Annotated in this window: 15 protein-coding genes, 1 pseudogene and 1 CRISPR repeat array; of the genes and pseudogenes, 11 read left to right on the forward strand and 5 right to left on the reverse strand. The window is 38.4% G+C overall.

The window, feature by feature from the left end; all coding sequences use genetic code 11:
- The 4 genes from cas6 to cas2 all read left to right on the forward strand — a co-directional run bounded on the left by cas6 (position 1) and on the right by cas2 (position 3,020).
- Positions 1-819 carry a CRISPR-associated endoribonuclease Cas6 gene (gene cas6 / locus A0J48_RS14940; RefSeq protein ID WP_200324297.1) on the forward strand — a complete coding sequence of 273 codons (819 nt, stop codon included), beginning with the start codon at positions 1-3 and terminating at the stop codon, positions 817-819.
- Between the two features lie 131 nt (positions 820-950).
- On the forward strand, positions 951-1,559 hold the full coding sequence (gene cas4, locus A0J48_RS14945; RefSeq protein WP_200324299.1) for a CRISPR-associated protein Cas4: 609 nt from the start codon (positions 951-953) through the stop codon (positions 1,557-1,559).
- Positions 1,560-1,650: 91 nt separating this feature from the next.
- Positions 1,651-2,655 carry a type I-D CRISPR-associated endonuclease Cas1d gene (cas1d, locus tag A0J48_RS14950; protein ID WP_200324301.1) on the forward strand — a complete coding sequence of 335 codons (1,005 nt, stop codon included), beginning with the start codon at positions 1,651-1,653 and terminating at the stop codon, positions 2,653-2,655.
- Between the two features lie 92 nt (positions 2,656-2,747).
- On the forward strand, positions 2,748-3,020 hold the full coding sequence (gene cas2, locus A0J48_RS14955) for a CRISPR-associated endonuclease Cas2 (RefSeq protein WP_200324327.1): 273 nt from the start codon (positions 2,748-2,750) through the stop codon (positions 3,018-3,020).
- Between the two features lie 227 nt (positions 3,021-3,247).
- Positions 3,248-5,870: direct repeats of the CRISPR family, unit length 37 nt; unit sequence GTTGAAATTTCCATTACTCCCTATTAGGGATTGAAAC.
- Positions 5,871-5,901: 31 nt separating this feature from the next.
- On the opposite strand, the pseudogene A0J48_RS14960 reads toward cas2, so the two are convergent.
- A pseudogene (locus A0J48_RS14960) lies at positions 5,902-6,480 on the reverse strand (RNA-guided endonuclease InsQ/TnpB family protein); the annotation flags it as partial.
- A 420-nt stretch (positions 6,481-6,900) separates the two neighbouring features.
- On the opposite strand from A0J48_RS14960, the gene A0J48_RS14965 reads away from it, so the two are divergent.
- Positions 6,901-7,176: a hypothetical protein gene (locus A0J48_RS14965; RefSeq protein WP_200324303.1), complete on the forward strand. Its 276-nt coding sequence runs from the start codon at positions 6,901-6,903 to the stop codon at positions 7,174-7,176.
- 434 nt (positions 7,177-7,610) lie between these two features.
- Here A0J48_RS14965 and A0J48_RS14970 read toward each other — a convergent pair whose 3' ends face one another.
- On the reverse strand, positions 7,611-8,687 hold the full coding sequence (locus A0J48_RS14970; protein ID WP_200324305.1) for a sulfate ABC transporter substrate-binding protein: 1,077 nt from the start codon (positions 8,685-8,687) through the stop codon (positions 7,611-7,613).
- A gap of 317 nt (positions 8,688-9,004) precedes the next feature.
- Between A0J48_RS14970 and A0J48_RS14975 the strand changes: the two genes are divergently transcribed.
- From A0J48_RS14975 to cysW, 3 genes are all read left to right on the forward strand, one after another.
- Positions 9,005-10,099: a sulfate ABC transporter substrate-binding protein gene (locus tag A0J48_RS14975; RefSeq protein WP_200324307.1), complete on the forward strand. Its 1,095-nt coding sequence runs from the start codon at positions 9,005-9,007 to the stop codon at positions 10,097-10,099.
- Between the two features lie 301 nt (positions 10,100-10,400).
- Positions 10,401-11,270: a sulfate ABC transporter permease subunit CysT gene (cysT, locus tag A0J48_RS14980; RefSeq protein ID WP_200324309.1), complete on the forward strand. Its 870-nt coding sequence runs from the start codon at positions 10,401-10,403 to the stop codon at positions 11,268-11,270.
- Positions 11,257-12,096, forward strand: a complete 840-nt coding sequence (gene cysW, locus A0J48_RS14985; protein ID WP_200324311.1) for a sulfate ABC transporter permease subunit CysW — start codon at positions 11,257-11,259, stop codon at positions 12,094-12,096. Before cysT ends, cysW begins: the two co-directional genes overlap by 14 nt.
- A 250-nt stretch (positions 12,097-12,346) precedes the next feature.
- Here cysW and A0J48_RS14990 read toward each other — a convergent pair whose 3' ends face one another.
- Together A0J48_RS14990 and A0J48_RS14995 are read right to left on the reverse strand one after the other, a co-directional pair.
- Positions 12,347-12,556 (reverse strand): hypothetical protein, encoded by a 210-nt coding sequence (locus A0J48_RS14990; RefSeq protein WP_200324313.1) that lies wholly within the window; start codon positions 12,554-12,556, stop codon positions 12,347-12,349.
- 465 nt (positions 12,557-13,021) lie between these two features.
- Positions 13,022-13,714 carry an HAD family hydrolase gene (locus A0J48_RS14995; protein WP_200324315.1) on the reverse strand — a complete coding sequence of 231 codons (693 nt, stop codon included), beginning with the start codon at positions 13,712-13,714 and terminating at the stop codon, positions 13,022-13,024.
- 311 nt (positions 13,715-14,025) lie between these two features.
- Here A0J48_RS14995 and A0J48_RS15000 point away from each other — a divergent pair, with 311 nt between their 5' ends.
- Positions 14,026-14,352, forward strand: a complete 327-nt coding sequence (locus A0J48_RS15000; protein WP_200324317.1) for a DUF760 domain-containing protein — start codon at positions 14,026-14,028, stop codon at positions 14,350-14,352.
- 175 nt (positions 14,353-14,527) lie between these two features.
- Here A0J48_RS15000 and A0J48_RS15005 read toward each other — a convergent pair whose 3' ends face one another.
- A complete protein-coding gene (locus A0J48_RS15005; RefSeq protein ID WP_200324319.1) occupies positions 14,528-15,022 on the reverse strand; it encodes a pentapeptide repeat-containing protein in 495 nt (164 codons plus the stop codon).
- A gap of 137 nt (positions 15,023-15,159) precedes the next feature.
- On the opposite strand from A0J48_RS15005, the gene gcvT reads away from it, so the two are divergent.
- Together gcvT and gcvH are read left to right on the forward strand one after the other, a co-directional pair.
- Entirely contained in the window at positions 15,160-16,296 is a 1,137-nt protein-coding gene (gcvT, locus tag A0J48_RS15010; protein WP_200324321.1) for a glycine cleavage system aminomethyltransferase GcvT, read from the forward strand.
- A gap of 82 nt (positions 16,297-16,378) precedes the next feature.
- Entirely contained in the window at positions 16,379-16,771 is a 393-nt protein-coding gene (gene gcvH, locus A0J48_RS15015) for a glycine cleavage system protein GcvH (RefSeq protein WP_200324323.1), read from the forward strand.
- Positions 16,772-17,052 lie beyond the last annotated feature (281 nt).

Consider the following 17,052-nt stretch of genomic DNA (forward strand, 5'->3'; position numbering starts at 1 on the left):
ATGCCCCACAGTCTCATCCTCAACATCACCCCCCAATCTCCCATTTACCCCAATTTCCTCACCGGCAGACACTATCACGCCTTATTCCTTAATCTAGTCAGTTCTGTGGATAGAAAATTAGGTGACTACCTCCACGAATCAAACGCCGATAAACCCTTTACCCTCTCACCTTTACAAATCCAAACTAAACACAAAACCCAATCTCATATCTTGCAATATGCCCATCAAAATCCTATTTCCGCAGGTACTTATTGTTGGTGGCGAATATCTTTATTAGATGACAAATTATTTAGTCAACTCACACCTTTATGGTTGAATCTTAATCCCGAACAACCTTGGCATTTAGGGTCAGCTAATTTATTTATTACTAGCATTCAAGGTACACCCCAATCTACCCAACCTTGGGCTAATGTTTGTTCCTATTCCCAATTATATGAACAAGCAAGTGAAACAGAACGCATAATTAATCTCATCTTCTCTACACCTGTAGCCTTTCGTCAAGGTGGTTTTGACAACGTTTTACCAACACGAGAATCTGTATTTAATAGTCTTCTCAATCGCTGGAATAAATATAGCGGTATTGAATTAACTAATATTCCCCTTGAATCAGTTTATCCTAGTGCGTTCAATATCATAACTGAAGTTATTAGCAACTATGAAAATAAATTTATTGGTTGTTTAGGAGAAATTAGTTATCGCATTCTTGGCAATGTAGAAGCAATAGGAATTAAACAAATTAATGCTTTAGCTAATTTTGCTTTATATGCGGGAATAGGAAGGAAAACAACAATGGGAATGGGTATGGCCAGAAGAAAGTAGGTTGGGTTGAGGAACGAAACCCAACGTTATCAATCAGATTATTAACGTTTTTGTTGGGTTGCGCTGTCGCTTAACCCAACCTACAGATTAATTGTTTTTTATTGTCGCAAAAATCAAATTGGGAATACTATATGCTATTATCTATTACCTCTCCAGAAGATTACGTTAATATCGCCTCATTAAATCAATATTCCTACTGTCCTCATCGTTGTTGGTTGATTCATTGTGCTGGTGAATTTACAGATAATCAATATACCATTGAAGGCACAAGTTTACATGAACGAGTTCACACAATGAGCGAAGTAAACAGAGATGAAACTTACCAAATACGGGCTATTTATCTAAAATCTGACCAATATCAATTAATTGGTAAATCTGATTTGATTGAATTTGAAAATGGTGAATATTACCCTATCGAATATAAACGCGGACGCAAGGGAGAATGGGATAATGATGAATTACAAGTGTGCGCTCAGGCTTTGTGTTTGGAAGAAATGACGGGTAAAAATATCAATTCTGGTTATATCTATTATGCCCAAACACATCAACGTCAATTAGTAGAAATTACTCCAGAATTACGCGCAAATACTATTGCCACTATTGAGACTGTAAAAATGTTGTTGTTTACAGGTGCAATGCCGAAAGCTATCAAAACAAAACGCTGTGATGGTTGTAGTTTATTTTCTCGATGTTTACCCCAAGCTGTTGATAAAGTTGAGCGTTATCAAGAAGTAAATTAATTATCAGTAGTAATTGGTAATTGGTAATTGGTAATTGCTTAAAACTGTCACCTGTCACCTAAAAACTATCAACTATTTGGAGAATGTTATCATGGGTACTCTTTACATTTCACAAGCTGATTCTTTTATTGGCAAGGTTGATGAACGAATTCATGTGAAGTTTGAGAAGAAAACTATCATTGATGTGGCTTTTATTAAGTTAGATGGTGTGGTGGTTCTGGGTCGTTCTACTGTTTCCCCTGCGGTAGTTTCTGAGTTGATGGAACGTCATATACCGCTATCTTTTATTGATGAAAGAGGTCATTATTTAGGACAGTTGCAACCGGAAATGTCTGGTAATATTTTTGTGAGAAAGGCGCAATGGCAAGCCGCAGGAAATACTACCCAATCTGTTCATGTTGTCCAGGGTTTTGTGAGAGGTAAATTAAAAAATTATCGGCAACTTTTGGTGCGTCGTCAACGCGAGGCTGATAATCTTGATTTATCTGCTGATGTTACTCGTTTAGAAAATGTCATTGCAGCAATTGATAAAACTGAAAGTATTGATTCTTTACGGGGTTTAGAAGGTGCTGGTAGTGCATTTTATTTTGGTTGTTTTAATCAGTTAATTCGTAATTCCAATTTTGAATTTACCAAGCGTGTCCGTCGTCCACCTACTGATCCGGTAAATTCTTTGTTGAGTTTTGGTTATTCTTTGTTGCGTCATGATATCCAAGCTGCGGTAAATCTTGTCGGCTTTGATCCTTATTTGGGATATCTCCATTTTGACCGTTATAATCGTCCTTCTTTGGCTTTGGATTTAATGGAGGAATTTAGACCTTTGGTGGTTGATTCTTTGGTCTTAACTTTGTTGAATAAACAATTTTTAAAACCAGAGGATTTTATTAGTGAACCTTTGAGTAATGCTGTTTCTCTGACTCCTGAAGGGAGAAAAATTTTTCTGACTAATTATGAGAAGAAAAAACAATCAGAGTTTAAACATCCGGTGATGGGTAAAAAGTGTACTTATCGAGAATCTTTTGAGTTACAAGCTCGGTTATTAGCTAAATATTTGATGGGAATAACTGAAAAGTATCCGCCTTTGTTTATTAGGTGACAGGTGACAGGTGACAGGTGACAGTAAATAGTTTATTACCTAACCACCAATTACCAATTCATTATCAACTATCAATTGTCAATTATCAATTTATGAATGTTGTTGTTTCTTACGATATTTCTGAGGATAAACGACGGACTAAAATTCACAATCTCCTCAAGTCCTATGGCCAATGGGTGCAGTATAGTATTTTTGAGTGTGAGTTGACTGATACTCAGTATGCTAAACTGCGATCGCGTCTTAATAAACTCATTAAGTCTGATACCGATAGCATCCGTTTCTATTTCCTTTGTGCTTGCTGTTTTGGTAAAGTGGAAAGAATCGGTGGTGAACAACCCCGCGATCATACTGTTTTCTTCGCTTGATGCGCGGATGGGTGGGTGTAAAAATTTCAGGTCAACAAAAAATGGCTGGAATCTTCTCTACATCAGCTTTTGATGGATTTTATCAAAGTTACCCACCCGCGCACCTTACACCGTAAGGGTTTCAGCAATTTTCGCTCTTGACACGATCTCTGAAATCGACTATGATTATGACATCCGCGCAACTGAACCTTGAAAACTATATATACTAAGGGTTTCAAAATGCCGCAGTTGAAATTTCCATTACTCCCTATTAGGGATTGAAACACCGCAAACAGTATTTAATTTGCATTGCTCAAGACGTTGAAATTTCCATTACTCCCTATTAGGGATTGAAACTTTCGGAACTGATAATTTTATAGAACCTTCAAAAGTTGAAATTTCCATTACTCCCTATTAGGGATTGAAACATTACTACTTGGTGCTGACCGAAAAGTATGACGTTGAAATTTCCATTACTCCCTATTAGGGATTGAAACTCAAAATTCAAAAAATAGAAATTACCAAAATCTTCAAACGTTGAAATTTCCATTACTCCCTATTAGGGATTGAAACCACTAATGTTTGTTCAGTAGGTTGATCATGGCTTGGTTGAAATTTCCATTACTCCCTATTAGGGATTGAAACTATTACGCTGGTACTAGAGAGAATAGTACAGAATCGTTGAAATTTCCATTACTCCCTATTAGGGATTGAAACTTGACAACGATATTCTCTACAAGAAACCAGTACGCGATGGGTTGAAATTTCCATTACTCCCTATTAGGGATTGAAACGTTTTTAGAAACTTAGATTTTACTGGACACCTAGCACCGTTGAAATTTCCATTACTCCCTATTAGGGATTGAAACTAGCTAAGAATATAGAGATTGAAGCTTATGCTGCGTTGAAATTTCGTTGAAATTTCCATTACTCCCTATTAGGGATTGAAACCTTGATGGCAAAACAGGATTTCGGAGGATATGGCCATTTCACGTTGAAATTTCCATTACTCCCTATTAGGGATTGAAACCTATAGCCTGGATGTACAGTATCCATGCCGATGAGGTTGAAATTTCCATTACTCCCTATTAGGGATTGAAACTTGTCTTCGGACGGAGGATGAAAATTACTTTTGAGTTGAAATTTCCATTACTCCCTATTAGGGATTGAAACGAAATTTGAAGTAAGGGTAGAGGGTAATAAAGATGCGTTGAAATTTCCATTACTCCCTATTAGGGATTGAAACTAAAAGTGGGGATCTATTAATTAAAATTCTTCCCAAGGTTGAAATTTCCATTACTCCCTATTAGGGATTGAAACCCCCTGATAGTTGCATTGCAAGTATATTTAATAATAGTTGAAATTTCCATTACTCCCTATTAGGGATTGAAACCGCACCCGGTTCTGCTACTTTGCGCCGCCGAATGGGTTGAAATTTCCATTACTCCCTATTAGGGATTGAAACTACCTGCTGAATTTATAGATATAAAAGCTAATTTTTTAAAGTTGAAATTTCCATTACTCCCTATTAGGGATTGAAACTCTACCTGGTGAGAAACCCACTGAACAGAATTTGCAAGAGTTGAAATTTCCATTACTCCCTATTAGGGATTGAAACATCTTGAAAGTTTGATGATTGATTGCTTTTTATTTTGATGCTGTTGAAATTTCCATTACTCCCTATTAGGGATTGAAACTTCCTACAATCATTGCAAGTATAGGAGGAGAAGGGTTGAAATTTCCATTACTCCCTATTAGGGATTGAAACAAATCATCCAACCCTAATCTATGGCAATAAAAAAGGTTGAAATTTCCATTACTCCCTATTAGGGATTGAAACATATTTGGCGGCGTGTAGTGTGCCGTATTCAGCCTTGAGTGTTGAAATTTCCATTACTCCCTATTAGGGATTGAAACGTACTATCAAGTTCAACGCAGGTGCAAAATGCACGTTGAAATTTCCATTACTCCCTATTAGGGATTGAAACCATCAATTGCTGGAGTTTGCGAACCATCAACGACAGAAGTTGAAATTTCCATTACTCCCTATTAGGGATTGAAACTCCCCCTTTTCGATGTTTACTATCTCTAAATCAGGGTTGAAATTTCCATTACTCCCTATTAGGGATTGAAACTTTTGCACCGTTGCAGCAGAGCCGAAGCCATAGCCTTGTTGAAATTTCCATTACTCCCTATTAGGGATTGAAACTTGTTTTTAAGTCTTTTAAATACTGCTGTCCTTGTTGAAATTTCCATTACTCCCTATTAGGGATTGAAACAATAGGTTATGAACCAATACCATTTAAAAAACCAGGTTGAAATTTCCATTACTCCCTATTAGGGATTGAAACTCCTTTAAATTGCGTAGTGTTTCTCCATAGTCCTCTCTCGTTGAAATTTCCATTACTCCCTATTAGGGATTGAAACAGATCAGCGGAAACCAACCGGCTGATTCAAATTCAGAAGTTGAAATTTCCATTACTCCCTATTAGGGATTGAAACATGGTTCTTTGCAGTTTGCTTGCTATGATAGTTGCCGTTGTTGAAATTTCCATTACTCCCTATTAGGGATTGAAACCTGATAATGTTTGAATGTTTAATGAAGACTGCGCCAAGTTGAAATTTCCATTACTCCCTATTAGGGATTGAAACAATTTATTGACCTTAAAACGGGTGTTTCTCAAAAAACGTTGAAATTTCCATTACTCCCTATTAGGGATTGAAACGTAAATTTTCCCGTTAGCGAGAATTTCGACTGGAGTTGAAATTTCCATTACTCCCTATTAGGGATTGAAACCTTGGGGGACTCCGAATGGTTGGATATCAGTGGGATGGTTGAAATTTCAATTACTCTCTATTAGGCATTGAAACTTGTCTAATACTGAAATTGACACTCCCCTGCCTAAAGGCGAGGGGATTCTTGGTTCACAGACTCGCCATTAGACGACAGGTTGACACCAATCGCCCAAGAGGGCAAATCTCCCCAAGCGTAGCTTCCGGCGTGTCCCGCCGTAGTTAATCCCAGCTTTAGGATATTTATACTGGCGTTGATATCTCTATCTTCAACGAACCCACAATGAGTACAAACATGGGTTCTAGTTGATAGAGATTTTTGTACTTTCTGGCCACAATTAGAACAATTTTGAGAAGTGTTATGAGGAGGAACTGCAACAGTTACCTTTCCATATTTATGCCCAAAATATTCTAACCATTGCCTAAAAGTAGACCAACCAGCATCAGATATTGATTTAGCTAGATGTCGGTTTCTTAGCATGCCTTTCACATTTAAGTCTTCATAAGCTACCAAATCGTGAGATTGGATGACGGAATATGCTAATCTCTGGCAATATTCTTTTCGCTGCCTACTTACCCTTAAATGTTTACGGGCATACCTATTTCTAGCTTTGTGATAGTTGTTAGATTGTCTTTGTTTTGCCTTTTTGCGTTCTGGGCTAAACTTCTGGGATTTTTTACGATTAGCAGTAAACGCCTTGGTTAGCTTTCATCCCTTGCCTAAAGTACGTATAAGTTTTTCCGCCACGCTCCAAAACTTAACCGTTCGGCTGACGCTCACGGCGAAGCCTCAAGGGTTTTCATCTGTTTTCTTATAATAGCAACAATAAATTTTTTTAATCTAAAATCTAAAATTCCTGGTCTCCTGTCACCTACCATATTTCCATAATCATTGCATAAGCCCTAACAACTAATTCAGTATTTTGTCTCTTTTTTTATATCCAAAGTTGATAATTTTGCATAAATTTACTTCCTCAGACACTCACAGATGGAATAGAGATTATGCCATCTGACACATGAATTACTGAGAAAAGATACTTATGATCAAGGAATTAAGAGGAATGAATACCTCTTAGTCAAGTCTGTAACGTAAGTGAGGTAAATAATCATGTCAAATCAAACTACCCTATTTGATTTACTCAAAGAGTTATCCACAGAGGAACAAGAATTATTAACTGGTGGACAAAATACCGGACTACCACCTGGATTTCCAGGCACAAACAATCAAACAACCCCTCCAGGGACAAACAATCAGACACCCCCTCCGGGTACAAACAATCAGCCAACCCCTCCATTTAATCCACAACGCAGAGGTGCGACTGGGTATATAGTTCCTGACGATAACCCACGTCAATACTATACCTGGAGACTCGACAGCGTGTAGAGTGATGTTGGGCGATCGCACTTGTTTGTCCACAGCCCAAATCAATACTACACCTGAAAACTCGACAAGTCATTTTCACCTTGGCAAATAACAAACAAGTTGAGAAAGACTAAAATTCCCATCACAAACAAAATCCCCCGCAAAAAAACCGGGGGATAGCCTAAACAGATAGGACAATTGTACTATATTTATGGAAGTGCGATCGCTATTCCTCTACATTTTCCTTTCTAGGAATCGCTAAGGTGCTTAGAATATCCACAAATGATCAAACCCAGATACCAAAAGACTTTTCAAGCTGTCACCTGTCACCTATCACCTGTCACCAAGATCTCAAGGTCATCCTCAGACCCGCAGGTATGATTTTCAAGCTGTCACCTGTCACCTATCACCTGTCACCTGTCACCTGTCACCTGTCACCTGTCACCTGTCACCTATTACCGCCTTTGCCCTTGAATTTTGTCAAAAATAGCACCATCATCAAAAAACTTCTTCTGCACACCATCCCAACCCCCTAAATTACCCACAGTATAAAGTCGGGAAATCTTGGGAAACTTACTCTGTACCTCTTTAGCTACAGTTGGGTTAACTGGTCTAAAACCAACCTTAGCAAACTCACGCTGGGCTTCTGGTGTAAACAAAAACTTCACAAAAGCCTCTGACACCTCACGAGTACCGTGTTTGTCTACATTCTTATCAACCACAGCCACAGGCCCTTCTATAGAAATATTGGTTGATGGCACCTCATAAGATACATCTGTTTTACCCTGTTGTGCTGCTAAAATCACTTCATTTTCATAATTTAGCAGCACATCACCTTGATTTTTTTTGTAAAACACATCACTAGATTCTCTAGCGTCCTTCGGTAAAATCACCACATTCCTAAACACCTGAGTTACAAAATTCAAAGCTTGGCTTTCATTACCGCCATTTTTAGCAACTGCACCCCACAAAGCTAAAAAATTCCACCTTGCACCACCAGAAGTTTTAGGATTAGCGGTAACAATCTTTACCCCAGGTTTAGCTAAATCAGCCCAAGTCTTAATCTTTTTAGGATTACCAGGACGAGTTTCTAAAGCTACTACAGAACGGGTGACAATAGAATTATTGGGCGCTTCCTTTTCCCATCCTGGATTAATCAAACCAGCTTTTTCAATCTTTTTCGTATCCAAAGCCAAGGCTAAAGCTACCACATCCGCTTGTAAGCCATCAATCACAGCACGGGTTTGAGAACCAGAACCACCATAACTCTCCTTAATTACCACATCCTGACCTTTTTCCCGTTTCCACTTGGCCACGAACTGGGGAATGATTTTGCTATAAGCAGCTTTAGTCACTGCATAAGAAACCAAAGTAATTTCTTTTTTACCCTTTTGACTAATTAACTGCGTCCTTTGGGCTGTAGTTCCCGCAGATACAGGTAAGAAGGTACTCGCACTCAAGCCCAAGGCCAAGAGTACGGATGAAACTGTGGTTGATAATAATTTACCTGATTTTTCCGTGTTGTATGTCATAAAAGGTTATTGCTGGTATGAAAATAATCTACAGTAACTTGGTAGGAAAACAGTAATAAGCTTACAGACACAGACATTATCAGATACTATGGAGAAAATCAAGTCAAAAATACAAATTACCTATCGGTAAATGCGTGTATGATTGTTTAATCAACCCCAGCCAACAACGTATAAGTCTTGATTATGTATATACCGATATTTGACGAATATTTTTGATGCCAACAAAAACTGATGTCCCCTGAACCTGCTACAATCCCCCTATTCCCTATCGTAAATGTGAAGTTTACCCGCAATTGAGATTCAAAGGAGAAGAAATCATGACTTGGCAACAACATCCACGACCAAAAACAAACTCGTTGAAAACCTTGATATCCCTGTTTTTAGCCAGCACATTTTTGAGTGTGGTGTTAGCGGCTTGTGCTGGTGGAAACCAGAATAATACCAACACAGAAAATGCTACAGCCACCAAAAAACAGGATGTAAAAATCACCCTAGTTTCCTTTGCTGTCACCAAAGCTGCCCATGAAGCCATCATTCCCAAATTTGTGGAAAAATGGAAACAGGAAAAAGGGCAAAATGTCACCTTTAAACAAAGCTACGGCGGTTCAGGTTCACAAACTCGCGCCGTAATTGATGGTTTAAACGCAGATGTTGTTCATTTAGCATTGTCTGGAGACACAGAAAAAATTCAGAAAGCGGGACTAATTGAACCAGGATGGGAAAAAGAAGTTCCCAATAATGGCATTGTCTCTAAATCAGTAGCAGCTATCATCACTCGTCCAGGCAACCCCAAAGGCATCAAAACTTGGGCAGATTTAGTCAAAGGTGACATTAAATTAATTACCGCCGACCCCAAAACATCAGGTGTTGCAAAGTGGAATTTTCTAGCACTGTGGAATTCTGTGATTAAAGCTGGTGGAGATGATGCCAAAGCAACGGAATTTGTTGCTAACGTTTACAAAAATGTGCCAATTCTCACAAAAGACGCACGAGAAGCAACAGATGCCTTTGCTAAACAAGGACAAGGAGATGCTTTAATCAACTATGAAAACGAAGTTGTCTTAGCACAACAAAAAGGTGAAAAAGTTGATTATATTGTTCCTGACGTGAATATATCCATTGATAATCCAGTCGCAGTAGTAGATAAAAATGTTGATAAACATGGTAATCGTGAAGTAGCAGAAGCATTCGTTAAATACCTGTTCACACCAGAAGCCCAACAAGAGTTTGTGAAATTAGGTTTTAGACCAGTGAATGAGACTGTAGCCCAAACCAAAGAAGTCAAAGACAAATTTCCTCAAGTTAAAACTCTGGGTACAATTCAAGATTTTGGTGGTTGGTCAGCAGTTGATGAAAAGTTCTTCGCCAATGGCGGCATTTTTGACCAAATCCAACTCAAAAATAAGAAGTAATTGAAAATAGGTGACAGGTGACAGGGAATTTTAGATTTTAGATTTTAGATTTTAGATTTTAGATGAAAAAATTTGGTATGGATTCGGAGTCCTTCAGGACAGAAAAATTGTCAATCCCAAATCCAAAATTTTCAATCTCTACACTTGAGAGTGGAGTCCATCCGCAATCCAAAATCGTAAATCCAAAATCGAGTGATAGGTGAGAGTCTATTTTACCTTCTCCTCAGTTCCTGTTTTTGAATTTTGTTGACGTAGCCTGCTGGAAGCACTATTTTGAATCTTGAATTTTGAATTTTAACTTATGGCTGTATCTCCCACTGTAGAAAATCACACTAAACCTCCTATTTGGAAGGTGTTTGTAGATAGTTTAATTCGTCTACCTTGGACTTGGCGAATTACGATTGTGTACTTGACTTTTATGTTATTTATGCCCATAGTGGCCATGTTCATGAAAGCCAGCACAGAACCACCAGATAAATTTTGGGCAATTGCTACCAATGAGTTAGCATTAGCAACCTATAACGTTACCTTTGTCACTTCATTATTTGCAGCGGCTATTAATGGTGTCTTTGGTACATTAATTGCTTGGGTTTTAGTCCGCTACGATTTCCCTTTGAAACGCATTATTGATGCCACCGTCGATTTACCCTTTGCCTTACCCACATCTGTGGCAGGTTTAACACTAGCAACAGTCTACAGTGATAATGGTTGGATAGGTTCTTTGTTAGCACCTTTGGGAATTAGAGTCTCATTTACCCGCTTGGGAGTGGGGGTAGCAATGATATTTATTTCTCTACCTTTCGTTGTCAGAACTGTACAACCTGTACTGCAAGAAATGGAAAAAGAAATTGAAGAAGCAGCTTGGAGTTTAGGCGCTTCCCCATGGCAAACTTTTACCAAAGTGATTTTACCACCTTTATTCCCGACGATTTTAACAGGTGTAGCTTTGGGTTTTTCCCGTGCAGTGGGAGAATATGGTTCAACAGTAATTATTGCTTCTAATACACCATTTAAAGATTTAATTGCACCAGTATTAATTTTCCAAAGATTGGAACAATATGATTATTCCGGTGCAACAGTAATAGGAGTAGTGTTACTAAGTATTTCTCTAGTTTTGTTAATCACAATTAACTTGTTACAAGCTTGGTCGAGAAGATATGACAACAGATAAACCAAAGACTTCCCAAAAGCAAAGTTTTGTTCCTGGCCTGTTAATTGGTATTGCCATCAGTTATTTATTTCTGGTGCAGTATATTCCCGCAATTAATGTGTTTTACCAAGCCTTTAAAAAAGGAGTAGGTCCATTTTTAGATAACTTAAGCAGAACAGACTTTCTCCATGCAGCTTGGTTAACACTCTTATTAGCTGTAATTGCCATACCTTTAAATACCGTCTTTGGTTTATGTGCAGCTTGGGCGATCGCTCGCCATAAATTCCCAGGACGTGCTATAGTCCTCAGTATCATTGACCTACCCTTTTCTATCTCTCCAGTCGTCGCAGGTTTAATGATAGTCCTACTTTATGGCAGACAAGGATGGTTTGGCCCTTGGCTACAATCCCATGATATTCAAATTATCTTTGCATTTCCAGGCATGGTATTAGCTACCGCCTTTGTCAGTATGCCCTTTGTCGCTAGGGAAGTCATCCCCGTCCTAGAAGAATTTGGCAAAGACCAAGAAGAAGCCGCAAAAACCCTCGGTGCAAATGATTGGCAAACCTTTTGGCGTGTGACTTTACCTAGCATCCGTTGGGGTTTACTCTACGGTTTAATCTTAACAAATGCCAGAGCAATGGGTGAATTTGGTGCTGTTTCTGTAGTATCTGGAAACATTGCCGATACCACCCAGAGTTTACCATTATTTGTAGAAGATGCCTATAAACAATATGAAACAGAAGCAGCTTTTTCTGCGGCAGTGCTTTTGGCATTATTAGCTGTTGTTACTTTAGTATTAAAGGAAATTCTAGAACGGAAAACCCGCATTAAAGATGTTGAATAATTGATAATGGATAATTGACAATTGATAATTGTTTCATTTAAGGTTTAAAACCTTTCCTAGCAAGGAGAAAAATGCAAACAGTTCCTATTTTGCAATTCTGTCACTTATAGGGAGAGGTAATTGTCAATTGTCAATTGTTAATTGTTAATTGTTAATACCTCTGATTATAGAAGGCATGGCCTTATTGAATTCATTCCCATACAGAGTATGGGAACGAGAGATTCAAAATTGGTATGAAAAGTTTAACAGTTTACCACCAACCGCCGCCATAGGATTGATTGGAGTAATCTTTGTGAGAGTAGCCTTTATGGGAATGATGATAGCGATGAGAATGACAAGAATGACCTCCTCCCATAACAGTTTGTATTTCCTGATTAGCTAGTTCATTCAAAAAGCTGGCAGAATCATCAAATAGTTCATAACCAACAGGAAGCAGTGTGGAAACTTGAATATTAGCCATGAGAATTCCTCCTTTATATATATGTTGAAATCTCTGAAACTGAGAAATAAAATCTGATGTGATTTCAACTAATCTATTTATGATGATTTCAAATAAAAACTTATAATTCAAGGGTTTGGCATCAATGGTCTGGACATAATTAATATATTTTTGTCTATTGAAATATGCACGAATTCCTATTAATAACTTAGATGCCGTAGTTCTTTAATATTGCGAATTAATAATCGAGAATTTCTATATATTAGTCAAAACAATTAAACATAACCCGCGCCAGATATAAAACTTAGGTTTATTAACAAATCGGGAATTTGTGCAGACAGAATCAGTGTAATTATGTCTGAGAAGATCATTTAATTTCTGTACCCATATCCCTTGAATACCAAGATCCCCAACTTCTCCAAAAAGTCAGGGATCTGAAACCTGAAATGAAAGAAAAAACCCCTACACCCCTACACCCTTACACCCTTACACCCTCGTTTCTTCAGAGAGGATCATATTTACAGCAGTAAGCAAATTTTTCACAATTAAGTCAGGTTGGTAGCTTTCTAATTGAAGGCGATCGCGGATGCCACTTTCTACCGCTATCATTTTAATATCATGTTTTTTGGCAGCAGCAATATCAGCTTCTGTATCTCCCACCATCCAGGTATTAGCAGCAGGAGGTAGTTCTGCTACAGCCCTTGTCATCAATAGGGGTTTGTCTTCAATGTCACGGGTTTTTACATAGTCATTACTGAGACAATAACGACGATTTTCAGGGAAAAAATTACCTAAATTGTATTTATCAATAGCATAGTCCAATTCTCGCACCCTACGCATAGTCATGACTACTAAATCAATTCCCGCTTGTTGAACTTTAGCCAAAGCATCCAAAGCCCCAGGGACGAGGATATCATACTGAAAGTAAGGCTGTGTATGTACTGTTTGCTTGCGAATTTTGGTAAACTCTTGGGCTTGTTCTTCATTTAAACCTGATTTTAAGGCAATATATTTTTCGGGAGTATGCGATCGCTTGAGTTGCCAAAATTCCGCTTTAGAAAGTTGTGTCACCTCTTGGTCAGGATATTTAGTTTTCTGCAAACATAATTGATAAACCTGATAGTAGCGTTCGGAAACATCCATAATTGGGCCATCAAAATCAGTAATTAGTCTCAGCATTAGTCACTCATGTTAATTTTTTTCATTATCTCAGAGGATGTGATTAGATTTTGGATTTTGGATTTTGGATTTTTACCTTTTACTTATAGCTGTAGACAAGGCGCTTAAGGCATTAACCAAACATAAAACTCAAACACTCAAAGCCTTTTACCACTGTCACCTGTCACCTGTTACCTGTCACCAGCTATATTCTCTGCTTCAGCCAAAACGAGTAGCATAAACTCTGCTTTTCAGGTTCGGTTTCTTGCACTATCATCTGCTCAATATCTTGATAAATTGATTAGTAATCCAGCTAATCTCCAGTAATTGCCATGAGTAATCTTTCCCATCATCAGTCAGATTATTTTGCACCTGAAGAAAATAATGATAGGCTTTGGCAATATGTAAAATCTTTGAAACCAGAAACTGTTGCCCAACTTTCTCAACCTCACTCACCAGAGGTATTACAGTTAATTGAAAAGTCTATTGTTGCCATGTTGGGTAATTTGCCTGGTGACAGGTATAACATTATGATTACTACTAGCCGCGATGAATTAGGAAAGCTATTAGGTTCAGCTATGATTGATGGGTATTTTTTACGTAATGTTGAACAAAGATTAGAAATGGAAAAGAATTTCCAATTAGTAGATTTTCAGTAAAAATTAAGGTGAAAATTGATTATATGTTGGCTTCCATACCCGCCCAGAAATGAATTTCCGGGCTAATAACCAAAGTAAACTAAAGTTTACTAAAAATTTTTGGGTTATTTAGTCATCTTTAGATGACTTTTGCTATGAGACTGGGAATTAATTCCCAGGCGGGTTATGGTTTTACTTATCTACATCCTAAAGATTCACGAGTATCAACACCAGTTTTAGGATTTACACCGCTGGCATTAACACAAAGTTTTTTCACCTGTACACCATCTAAAACTGCATTGGTGAAATCTGCACCAGTAACATCAACATTATCAAAAGTGGAACGCAACATCATTGCATCGGTTAATATTGCATCACTTAAATCAGCATTCTTAAACTTTGCTAAATAAGCAATACCTTGACTAAAATCTACACCATGCAGATTGACACGCTCTAATACAGTACCGTTAAATACTCCGCCCCGTAAGTCAGCATTGCTAAAGTTTGCATTTTCTAAGCTGACGTTGGTAAATTCTTTACCTATTAAACTTTGTCCAGAAAAATCCTGACCTTGCAGTTCTTCCCCAGCAGAACGGGTAATGCTGGAAGAACTTGCTGCTTGTGCTGTTGGAGGAAACACAAACAACACCACGGCTAAAACCAAACTAGCGAGTATTTGCCAATACTTCATAACTTTTGCTTAATAAATCTCAATAATTCCACTATTCATTATTAAAGCGCACTAGGGAGTGCAGATTAATTCTCTGCCAAATTAGAACTCTTCCCGTAGGATAGATAGATGTTGATGTGCGATCGCTTAAAATACCTGTGGCTAATCAAGAAGATATCACCCAATCTCTAGCGCGAACCCCTTTATATCAAACTGGTGTAGAACTCAAAGCCCGTTTTACCAGCTTTGGTGGTTGGGAAATGCCAGTACAATATAGCGGTATCATCCAAGAACATCAAGCTGTGAGAAATGCAGCGGGGATGTTCGATATTTCCCACATGGGTAAATTTACTCTCCAAGGTAAAAACCTAATTTCCCAACTAGAAAAATTAGTGCCTTCAGATTTAAGTCGTCTGCAACCCGGTCAAGCACAATACACAGTATTATTAAATTCCCAAGCCGGAATAATTGACGATATCATTATTTACTACCAAGGTGAAGACAATACTGGTATTCAAAAGGTAGTAATTATCGTTAATGCCGCCACCACCGACAAAGACAAAGCCTGGTTATTAAAATATCTTGACCTTGATGCAGTCCAATTTCAAGACCTGTCACGGGATAAGATATTAATTGCCGTTCAGGGTCCAAAAGCTACCAGCCATCTCCAGTCTTTAGTGACAGCAAATTTAACCCCCATCACAGCCTTTGGACACCTGGAAACAACCATCTTCGGTCAACCAGCCTTCCTTGCCCGTACAGGCTACACTGGGGAAGATGGTTTTGAAGTGATGGTAGATCCCGAAGTGGGTATAAAATTGTGGCAACATCTCTATGATGCTGGTGTTATCCCCTGTGGACTCGGTTGCAGAGACACCTTACGTCTGGAAGCAGCAATGGCGTTGTATGGCCAAGATATTGATGATAATACAACACCCTTAGAAGCTGGTTTGGGTTGGTTAGTACATTTAGATACTAAAGGCGATTTTATTGGTCGTAGTGTTTTAGAACAGCAAAAAGCTGAGGGAGTGCAGCGTAAACTTGTAGGTTTACAAACCCAAGGCAGAAATATTGCCCGTCATGGCTACCCCGTATTATCATCAGGTCAAGTAGTAGGAGAAGTAACTAGTGGTACTCTCTCACCTACCCTTGGTTATCCCATTGCTTTAGCTTACGTTCCCAGTCAGTTAGCAAAAGTCAAACAGCAGCTAGAGGTGGAAATTCGCGGTAAAGCTTATCCCGCAGTCGTGGTTAAACGCCCCTTTTATCGCTCAAAAAATCGTGTTAGTAATTGATAACCTTTGAGGTTTTTAAGGAATAATGTCTTTTGGGTTACTCTGGTAACACTAATTTTTCTAACGTGGAAGAGGAAGTTTTATGTCTTTGGAATATCCGCAGGATTTGCGTTATCTAGATTCTCATGAATATGTACGCTTAGATGATGACATTGCCACTATTGGGGTTACGCAGTTTGCTATAGATCAATTGGGTGATATCGTGTTTTTAGACCTGCTAGAAGTTGGTATCGCTGTTAGCAAGGGAGACTCTTTGGGTACAATTGAATCAGTGAAAGCTGTGGAAACACTTAATTCACCAGTCAGCGGTACAGTTATAGAACGCAATGATGCTTTGATTGAATCTCCCGAAGATGTAGGAGACGACCCCTACGGTGCGGGGTGGTTTTTGAAATTGCGTGTCGATGACGCGGAAGATATTGAGGAGGATACCATGACAGCAGATGAGTATAGTGCTTTGGTTGAAGGTGAGTAAGTAATTTACAATACCCTGGTATGTGACATTTAGAGGCGTTTCATGAAACGTCTCTACAATATTGTTGGATAACGAATATTTGAATTTACCTGGCCTAATTTTTTTAAATTAATTAGATAGTTCTTCCTTATCGAAATCTATTGTATCAGGTTTTGAGTTGGCCGTCAATACCCTCATCTGATAATTTCCGCACAAATGACTGACAAATTACTGTTAAGGGACTTCCAGAAATTAAATTATCCAATTTTGATAGCGAAAAATTTTTCCTCCCCTGCGTCCCC

The sequence above is a fragment of the Sphaerospermopsis aphanizomenoides BCCUSP55 genome, assembly GCF_001586785.1.
Classification (GTDB): Bacteria; Cyanobacteriota; Cyanobacteriia; order Cyanobacteriales; family Nostocaceae; genus Sphaerospermopsis_A; species Sphaerospermopsis_A aphanizomenoides_A.